A 443-nucleotide genomic window follows, 5' to 3' on the forward strand; every position below is an offset into this window, starting at 1 on the left:
CGGTAAAATGACGGTCGGAAAATATAGCCTGGCGCTACTGCTGTTGCTGAGCGGTTGCGATAAACCGGAGTCGGCGGGGCAGAATAACGCGGAATTAGCACAATACCTGCAACGCATCACCGGCGATCTGGTTTTTATTCCGGGCGGAACGTTCTGGATGGGGGACTTTTGCTCGCGCACACATGGTGAGGGGGCACGCTGTTCATCAGAAAAAGATACCAAACCGCTGCATGAAGTGACGCTGAACAGCTATTCCATCAGTCGTTTCAAAGTGACCCATGAGGATTACGCTTTTTATCTGAAAATGACGGGGTTACCGGAGTTACGTTACAAAGATCAATACGATAATAAAACGCTGGCGAACATGAACCATTTTAAAAACAGTCCGGCGGTGGTGTCATGGCGTGAGGCCGACAGCTACTGCCGCTGGCTGAAAAAGGAGA

General features: G+C 50.3%; 1 protein-coding gene. It reads left to right on the forward strand.

Translation table 11 applies throughout. From position 1 onward, the window contains the following. Window positions 1–7 precede the first annotated feature (7 nt). Window positions 8–443: SUMF1/EgtB/PvdO family nonheme iron enzyme (locus FDX01_RS03480; RefSeq protein ID WP_137399242.1), on the forward strand; the 436-nt coding region annotated here is incomplete at its 3' end.

Source organism: Citrobacter sp. wls613 (assembly GCF_005281195.1).
In the GTDB taxonomy this organism is placed as follows: domain Bacteria; phylum Pseudomonadota; class Gammaproteobacteria; order Enterobacterales; family Enterobacteriaceae; genus Citrobacter; species Citrobacter gillenii.